Annotated in this window: 5 protein-coding genes, 1 tRNA gene and 1 pseudogene; 2 read left to right on the forward strand and 5 right to left on the reverse strand. The window is 67.9% G+C overall.

The window, feature by feature from the left end; genetic code table 11:
- The 3 genes and pseudogenes from ACKOB8_RS02055 to ACKOB8_RS02065 form a co-directional block, all read right to left on the reverse strand.
- Positions 1–1,583: LCP family protein (locus tag ACKOB8_RS02055; RefSeq protein WP_526375142.1), on the reverse strand; the 1,583-nt coding region annotated here is incomplete at its 3' end.
- A gap of 135 nt (positions 1,584–1,718) precedes the next feature.
- Positions 1,719–2,875 (reverse strand): annotated as a pseudogene (gene dusB, locus ACKOB8_RS02060) (tRNA dihydrouridine synthase DusB); the annotation flags it as partial.
- Between the two features lie 3 nt (positions 2,876–2,878).
- The gene (locus ACKOB8_RS02065; RefSeq protein WP_526375144.1) at positions 2,879–3,877 is read right to left on the reverse strand and encodes an acyl-ACP desaturase; all 999 of its coding nucleotides are present in this window, start codon (positions 3,875–3,877) and stop codon (positions 2,879–2,881) included.
- A 224-nt stretch (positions 3,878–4,101) separates the two neighbouring features.
- On the opposite strand from ACKOB8_RS02065, the gene ACKOB8_RS02070 reads away from it, so the two are divergent.
- Together ACKOB8_RS02070 and ACKOB8_RS02075 are read left to right on the forward strand one after the other, a co-directional pair.
- Positions 4,102–4,503: a hypothetical protein gene (locus tag ACKOB8_RS02070; protein WP_526375146.1), complete on the forward strand. Its 402-nt coding sequence runs from the start codon at positions 4,102–4,104 to the stop codon at positions 4,501–4,503.
- A 25-nt stretch (positions 4,504–4,528) separates the two neighbouring features.
- The gene (locus ACKOB8_RS02075; RefSeq protein ID WP_526375148.1) at positions 4,529–5,509 is read left to right on the forward strand and encodes an oxygenase MpaB family protein; all 981 of its coding nucleotides are present in this window, start codon (positions 4,529–4,531) and stop codon (positions 5,507–5,509) included.
- A 124-nt stretch (positions 5,510–5,633) separates the two neighbouring features.
- Here the strand turns inward: ACKOB8_RS02075 and ACKOB8_RS02080 are convergent, their stop codons facing one another.
- Both ACKOB8_RS02080 and ACKOB8_RS02085 read right to left on the reverse strand, forming a co-directional pair.
- Positions 5,634–6,821: an IS481 family transposase gene (locus tag ACKOB8_RS02080; protein ID WP_526375150.1), complete on the reverse strand. Its 1,188-nt coding sequence runs from the start codon at positions 6,819–6,821 to the stop codon at positions 5,634–5,636.
- A gap of 114 nt (positions 6,822–6,935) precedes the next feature.
- Positions 6,936–7,008: transfer RNA gene (locus tag ACKOB8_RS02085), tRNA-Arg, on the reverse strand.
- Positions 7,009–7,070 lie beyond the last annotated feature (62 nt).

Genomic DNA, 7,070 nt, shown 5'->3' on the forward strand with positions numbered 1-7,070 from the left:
TCGGCCAGGCCGTCGCGGCCGTCGGGATCGGCGACTGCGACCGAGACGTCGCGGGGATCGGCAGCCACTGTCTTGACCTGTTCGGTGACGGAGGAGTCCGCCTCGGAGTCCGTCGGCGACGGTGTTTCGGCGGTGCTGCGCACGGGGTTCGCGTCAGGGGCCTTGGTGGCCGCCGTGAGCGGGCTCAGCGTTGCGTTGCTGTCGTTCTCACCGGGCAGCGCCTGGTCTTCGATGATCGCGTCGAAGAGCGCCCGAACGGCCTCGGTGCGCGGCTCCTCGTTCCCTTCCGCGTCGGTGTAGCCGGTCGTCGGCACGGTCACGAAGGTGATGCGCCCGGCGTTGATCCCCTGCAGCGACTGCCCCAGCCGCACCAGATCCCGGGTGCGCAGGTTGTCCACGTAGGAGTCGTCGATGAACATGTTCACCACCGCGTCGAGTTTGCCGTAGTCGAACAGCGTGTCCGTCGAGATCAAGGATCGAAGCAGGGAGGACAGGAACAGCTGCTGTCGTTTGATGCGGCCGTAGTCGCCGTTGACCTCGGTGGTGATGGTGCGCGCACGCACGTAGTTCAACGCGGTGTGGCCGTCGATGGTCTGGCGCCCGGCGCTGGCCAGCACGGTCCCCAACTCGGCGTCCTCCAACGCGGTGGTGCTGCACACCTCCACTCCGCCCAGAGCGTCGACCATTTTCGAGAAGCCCACGAAATCCACCGCCATGAACCGGTTGATCGCCAGGCCCGACATCTTCTGGATCACCTTGACCAGGCACTTGGGCCCGCCGAGGGCGTAGGCCGAGTTCAGCTTGGTATTGGTGTAGCGCTCGTTGTCGCTCCACTCGCCGGTGTTCCTGTCATAGACCGGTCCGTAGGTCCCGGTCTCCGCGTCCCAGGCTTGACAATTCATCGGCGTGATGGCCAGATCGCGTGGGAAGGACACGGCGACAACACGTTTCCGGTTGGCGGGGATGTTGACCAGCATGATGGTGTCCGACCGGGAACCCTCCGCGAGGGAGGTGTCACCGGCGCCCATCTCGGCGTTGGCGCCGATGCGGCTGTCGACTCCGATGATGAGGAAGTTTTCGTCGCCGTCCTGGGCGTTGGGATCGCGGATGTCACTGGAGCCCGGGTCGAGCGCGGCGATGGTGTTGAGAAGTTTGTTCTTCGCGGTTTGCCACTGCCAGGCGGCGCCGGTGACCGCCAGCGCGCAGACCGCGATCAGGGCGGCGGCCGTGCGGCCCGCGATCAGCGCCCGGCGGTTCGTCCCGCCGGCGGGCCCCGGGATCGGCCCCGGGATCGGCCCTGGGATCGGCACCGGGATCGGCCCGGTGTCCTTCTCGGGCGCCGCCTCGGCTGTCGGCTGGGCGGTCTCGTCGGCACTGCGGCGGGTCAGCGGGGTGATCTGTTCGCGGCCGGTGAGCCGGGCGATCAGTTCCGCGGCGGCGACGCCCTCCCGGTGGTGTCCCGAGGACCGGGCCGGGGTGCGCTCCCACGGCGCCCGAGGCGAGCCCGGTCGCGGCGACCGGGTGGCCCGGCCATCGGAGTCGGGTGATCGCCGGTCGGGAGTGACGTCCTCGCCGTCGCTCATCTTCCAGGCAGCCTCCGACTCGGTGAGCTTTCGCGCCTCAATGCGCTACGCGGTGCCCGCTCGCACCGGTTGGGGCGTGGCGTCCACGCCAAACCGCCGACTCTACCGAGCCTGCCTGAGAGAAACCTGGGTCGGTCAGCCACCCGAGACGGCATCGGCGCAGGTGGGCACCATGGCGTCGTCCGGGTCGTCCAGCCATCCTTCGGGCAGGCACACCGCCGCCGCCGAGCCCTGTCGGCCCCGGGGCCCGGTGCCGGCGACCGGAAAGGGGGCGGTCGCGTCCAACCGGGCGAGGAGTCGGTCGAGCTCGTCGAGGGACGTGACCAGTGCCAGTGACCTGCGCAACTCTGCGCCAGCGGGAAAGCCGTGCAGGTACCACGCCACGTGCTTGCGGATCTCCCGCATGCCCTTCTGCTCGCCGAAGTGTGCGCTCAGCAGCGTCGCGTGGCGGCGGACGATGTCCGCCACCTCGCCGAGGTTGGGCGGGGCGGGCGGCGGCGTCCCGCTGAACGCGGCGGACAGCTCGGCGAACAGCCACGGCCGCCCGAGGCAGCCGCGTCCGACCACGACTCCGTCGCAGCCGGTTGCCGCCATCATCGCGCACGCGTCACCGGCCTCGAAGATGTCGCCGTTGCCCAGCACCGGGATGGAGGTGACGGCGGCCTTCAATCGGGCGATCTGGTCCCAGTCGGCCGTCCCCGAATACCGCTGTGCGGCGGTGCGGGCGTGCAGGGCGACGGCGGCCGCGCCCTCCTGTTCGGCGATGCGCCCGGCGTCGAGGTGGGTGTGGTGGTCCTCGTCGATGCCGATCCGGAACTTCACCGTCACCGGTATCGGAGTCCCCGCGGTCGCGCGCACCGCGGCCGCGACGATCCGGCCGAACAGCTGCCGCTTGTAGGGCAGGGCGGCTCCGCCGCCGCGCCGGGTGACCTTGGGGACCGGGCAGCCGAAGTTCAGGTCGATGTGATCGGCGAGGTCGTCGTCGACGATCATTCTCGCGGCGGCGTAGGTCATGTCCGGGTCGACGGTGTAGAGCTGCAGCGAGCGCGGCGTCTCTTCCGGTCCGAAGGCCGTCATGTGCAGGGTGGCCGGGTGCCGCTCGACCAGCGCGCGGGCGGTGACCATCTCGCAGACGTAGAGCCCGCTGACGGTGCCGGCGCGGGCGATCTCGAGTTCGCGGCACAGGGTGCGGAAGGCGATGTTGGTCACCCCGGCCATCGGCGCCAACACAACCGGGCTGCGGAGGGTCAACGACCCGATCCGCAGCCCGGTGATGGCTGTTGACTCCGGCGCGGCTACGACGCAGCCCCCGCCAGTGCCGCCTTGGCGGCGCGCTTCTCTGCCAGTCGCGCGTCACGCTCGAGCTTGCGCGCCTTGGACTCCTCGAACTTGTCGCAGGCTTCCTCGAGTTCCTTGATCAGAGCGGCGAGGTCGTCGCGCATCTGGGCGGCCTCACCGGTGAAGTCGTCACGTTCGAAGATCCGCCACTTCTTGAGCACCGGCATGACGACGTCATCGAGATGGATGCGTGGGTCGTACACGCCGCCGGTGGCGATGATGACGGCCTTGCGGCGGAACTCCGGGACGGTATATCCCGGCATCCTGAAGTTGCGCAGCACCCGGTGCAGCGACTTCATCGCCTGGTTCGGCGCGATATCCAGGCCGGCTTCGCTGACGTCCCGGTAGAAGATCATGTGCAGATTCTCGTCGTTGGAGATCCGGGCCAGAAGCTGCTCGGCGACCGGTTCGTTGCAGGCCTTTCCGGTGTTGCGGTGCGAGACCCGGGTGGCCAGCTCCTGGAAGCTGACGTACATGACCGAGTCGAACAGGCTCTCGGCGAACAGGTCGCCCTGCTGATTCTGACCGGGGGAGAAGCCTCGCGTCATCTGCTCCATCCGGAGCTCCTCGAGCTCGACCGGATCGCAGTTCCGGGTGACCACGAGGTAGTCGCGGATGGAGATGCCGTGCCGGTTCTCCTCGGCCGTCCAGCGGTTGACCCAGTAGCCCCACGGACCGTCCATGGAGAAGTTCATCGCGATCTCGCGGTGATAGGCCGGCAGGTTGTCTTCGGTCAACAGGTTCTGCACCAGTGCCGTGCGCGCCACCTCCGACAGCTGGGCCTGCTCGGGCGACCAGTCCTGTCCGCCCAGCGCGTAATAGTTCTTGCCGTCCGACCACGGGATGTAGTCGTGCGGATTCCACTCCTTGGACATCGACATGTGGCGGTTGATCAATTTCTCCGCCACCGGCTCCAGTTCGTGCAGAAGCTCGAGGTCAGTCAGTTCTTCGGACATGCACCCTCCAGATACCTGTTGCGGGCAGTAGCACCAATATATCTGTGTAAGCCGGTGACATTCAAGTTCGGCTTCACCCCGGGCATGTCGGCTGTCGCTGCGGGCCGCCGCCGCCGGCGGTATATTCGCTGGTGTCACGGCGATAACGGAGGTGAGACGCGGTGATCGGACGCTTTACCCCTGGTCGTGCCGGTGCGCTCGCGCTCTTTGCCTGCACCGCCACGGTGGCGGCCCTACTGGGAGCCGGTACGGCCGCGGCGGACAACGAGTACCAGGGCCAAACCTACGCCGACGCGGTGGAGGCCATCCGGCAGTCCGGGAGCACCGTCAAGATCGGCGGCAAGGTCGGCAGCTTCCTGCCGCTGCCGCAGTGCCGCGTCACCGGGAACCGCAACGCGAGCTTCCTGGACGCCAGCGGCAGTAACTCCGGCAACGTCGTGATGATCCACCTCAACTGCGAGTACCCGTTCGCGCTGCCCGGTGTTCCCGGCGCCTCGCGTGCCAGCCCGGAAGGCAGGGCTGCCTACGAAGCGGCGGTGGAGCAGGCCAAGCAGCAGCAGGAGGAGGCCCAGGCCGCCCAGCAGGCCGAGGCTGAGAAGGCAGCCGCCGAGGCCGCCGCCGGCTAGCGACGTCGGCGGTTGGACAACGCGGGTGGACACTGACGCCCCCGGGCACCCCGTCGCCGGCGGCTGTCCGGTCAGCGGTGCCGGTTACGGCGATGCACCGCAACCGCTTGGCCCGGACTCGTTGACCTGGAGGCTCTTCGGCGACTGGCGCGGTCTGCTGCAGGGACCGTGGGCGGGTTCGATGCAGAACATGCACCCGCAACTGGGCGCGGCGGTCAAAGACCATTCCATCTTCTTCACCGAACGCATCCCCCGGCTGTTCCGGTCGCTCTATCCGATCGGCGGGGTGGTGTTCGACGGTGACCGCGCCGGCGCCACCGCCGCGGAGGTGCGCGACTACCACATTCCGATCAAGGGGGTCGACGAGCAGGGCCGCCGCTACAGCGCGCTGAACCCGGAGGTCTTCTACTGGGCGCACGCCACGTTCTTCATGGGCACCATCCTGACCGCCGAGCATTTCGGCGACGGGCTGAGCGAGGCCGACAAGCACCGGCTCTTCGAGGAGCACGTCAGCTGGTATCGCATGTACGGGATGAGCATGCGCCCGGTGCCCGAGACCTGGGAGGACTTCCAGGCGTACTGGGATCGGATGTGCCGGGAGGAACTGGAGAACAATTGGGCCGCCCGCCAGGTGCTGGACCTGTCGGCGATGCCGAAACCGCCCACCGCCAGCTGGATTCCGGACTGGCTGTGGTCGGCGTATCTGAAGGTGATGGGCCCCGTTGCGGTGTGGGTCACCGTCGGGCTCTACGACGAATCGGTCCGGACGTTGATGGGCTACAGCTGGTCGGCACGGGATGCCCGGCTGCACCGGCTTTTCGGCCGTACGGTGAATCTGGTCTTCCGGTGCCTGCCGCGCCGCCGGCGGATGCATCCGCGCGCGCGGGCGGGCTGGGATCGCGCCGAGGGGCGGATTGCCGCGGACTCCCCGCTTCCGCAGACGCCGCCGCGGCATCTGCCACCGGTGTCCGAGCGCGGGAAGGGCATCCACTACTGCCCGAGCTAGTGCCCTAGCTAGTGCCCGAGCCAGTGCCCTAGCTAGTGCCTGCAGACGTGCGGTGCCCCTGTTCAGTGTCGGTTGATGCTTGACGTTTCTATGTCGGTTGATCCTTGACACTCTGGACCTGTGTTTAGGCCTGTCCGCGGGTGCGTTCGGCCTTCTTTTTTCTTACCGGACCGCGACTGGTCCGGGCGGCGGTCTTGACCAGTTCCTCGCCGATCCAGAATCGCAGCAGATCGCCGTCGACGTGGACATCGCAGCGGGCGCCAGCGTGGTGGCGGCCCACGCTGACCTGCTGCCAGGACACCGAGACCACCCCGTTGGCGCAGACCCGCCGGCTCACCCAGTCGCCACCGGCGCGGTCAGGGCCGACGGGGGCGGCCGGTCTCGGGGTGGTGACCGATACCGCCGGGGTGAACCGTTGGGCCGGGGTATCCATGTTCAGCGACTGGTGCGGCCGGCGGGTGTTGTAGTCGGTGACCCACTCGTCCAAAGCGGCCTGCGCAGCCTTCAGCGAGGCGAAAGGCTCTGCCGTGGCGAGGAACTCCGCCCGCATACTGCGGTGCAGCCGCTCAATCTTGCCCGTCGTGGTCGGGCTTCGCGGCTGGGTCAACAGATGCTCGATCCCGTTCTCCCGGCAGATGGCATCAAAGAGCACCTCCACCGGCGGATGATTGAACCGACCGGTAAACACCCGCCCGTTGTCGGTCAAGATCTGTACAGGAGCGCCGTAGGCGGCGATCGCCGCCCGCAACCCCTCACAGACCGCGCGGGTGCGCTCCCGCGGCATCAACCGCGCCGACACACAAAACCGGGAATGGTCATCAATACCCGTCAAGGCCTTTGCGCTGGTGCCGTCGGCCAGCGGGAACCCGCCCACAACGTCCATCTGCCACAACTCCATCGGCTCCCCGCGCTCCCAGCGCTTCCACTTACGTGAGCGCCGATCCCGGCTGGCCGGGTCGATCATCCCCGCCCGGACCAACGCCCGGTACACCGCCGACTCCGAGGGCGCCGGCGCCACCTTGCGCTTGGCCAACTCGAACACCAGTCGACGCGGACCCCAATACGGCCGTGAGCGGCGCAGCTCCAACACCGCTGCTTCCACCGACGCCGGCATCTGATGCGGACACCGATCCGGCCGATGCGACCGGTCCTTGAGCCCCTCCAGGCCCTCGGCCTCGTAGCGGGCAAGCCAGGCATGCAGCGTCTGCCGTGACACCCCGACCTTGCTCGCGACCTGCGAAATCGACAGCCCATCACTGATGACGGCCAACACCGCCTGATACCTCTGCTCAGCCACGCTGATCTCCCTCATGAAGGGAGTGTCAAGGATCAGCCGAAACAACTGTCAAGCATCAGCCGAAACACCGTCAAGCATCAGCCGAAGACGAAACGGCAGGCATCAACCGACGTAATACACGTCACCGAGTGCCCCCGACAGGATTCGAACCTGTGACACCGGCTTTAGGAGAGCCGTGCTCTATCCCCTGAGCTACGGGGGCGGGGATCGGCTGGCAGCTTACCGCTGAGGTTCAGCGCGGGGCGGAGTCGGAGCCGTAGAGCG

Origin of the sequence: Mycobacterium sp. (genome assembly GCF_046091765.1) — a bacterium.
In the GTDB taxonomy this organism is placed as follows: Bacteria; Actinomycetota; Actinomycetes; order Mycobacteriales; family Mycobacteriaceae; genus Mycobacterium.